The organism is Corynebacterium bouchesdurhonense, assembly GCF_900078305.2.
Classification (GTDB): Bacteria; Actinomycetota; Actinomycetes; order Mycobacteriales; family Mycobacteriaceae; genus Corynebacterium; species Corynebacterium bouchesdurhonense.
This window is the reverse complement of the sequence record NZ_LT546022.1, coordinates 1-1,115: the sequence shown is the minus strand read 5'-3', so window position 1 is coordinate 1,115 and position 1,115 is coordinate 1. Positions and strand designations below refer to the sequence as shown.

The window sequence follows — 1,115 nt, the reverse complement described above, 5'->3', positions numbered from 1 at the left end:
CTATATTGAAGGGGCGAAAGCCACCGGGTGGAAACAAGCCATCAACCAACTAGCCGTGGCATACCCCGACCGATTCGCGGACTACTTGTAAACTAAGCCCCCGCACACAAACAATCGGACACTCTCGGTCTGCCCGGTCACCTCCCCGGCGTAGCGCATGTAGCGGTCGAACTTCTCCTGGAAGTCCAGCTCCTGACCGTAGAGCTCGTGGTTGCCGATGGTCCACAGCTCCTCGCCGGAATCGTGCGTGACCTCCGCGCGCGCCGCCATGAACTTGTCCCACTGCTCCTGGCGGCCGGTGTCCACCAAGTCGCCGTTGATCACCAGCGCCTGCGCCTTCTCCGGCATCGCGTTGAGGCGGCGCACCGCCAACTTGTAATCATCCGGGTCATCCTGGGTGTCCGAGATGACGTCGATGATCGTCTGAGGCTTACCGGCCGGCTCGGTCAGCGGCTCGCGCACCGCGACGTTGTCCACGGCCCACCAGTAGTCGTTGTTGCCGCCGTCGTAGGTGAAGTCCACGCGCATTTGGCTGGCGCCGGCGGGCACGTCGATGTCGAAGTACTCGTGCTGCGTGGGGCGATCCGCCGTGAACTCGGCCACCGTTCGGGGCGCGCCGTCGTCGAACGCCACGCTCACGCGGGCAGCCTGGCCGGCCTTGCCCTGCCGGTAGTGGTGGTCGAACTCGAGGGCGACGCGCTCGTGGTTGGAGACGTCGATAGGCGAAGTGCTCATCCGCGCCGTCATCGAATCGCGCGGGGCGAGGCGCTGCTGCTGCGAATCGATGATGGCGATATTGCTGTGTGCCTGCGTGAAGTAGTGCCGCGTGTCGGTGCCCGCGGCCCACGTCCAGTGGCGGATGTCCGAGAGCGTCCAGCCGTTCCAGCGCGCTTCGCCGGAGGTCACGCCCGTGACGGTTTGGGACCAGCCGTCCGGGAGCGTGTGCGTGAAGTGCGCCGGGTTGGGCACGCCGTCAAACGTTTCGAGGTAGCGGTACGGGCGCGAGGATTCCGGCAGGGTGTCGGGTTGGATGGCGGCGGCGGGTGTGAGCGGGATGAGGGTGATGGCGGCGGTGAGGGCGGTAGCGGTGGCGCGGGCGGAGAGGGCGGTGGCGC

1 protein-coding gene is annotated in these 1,115 nt (G+C 66.6%); it reads right to left on the bottom strand.

The features are described from left to right. Positions 1–81: 81 nt before the first annotated feature. A partial coding sequence (locus BN4252_RS00465) for a metallophosphoesterase (protein WP_143341131.1) occupies positions 82–1,115 on the bottom strand: 1,034 nt, incomplete at its 5' end.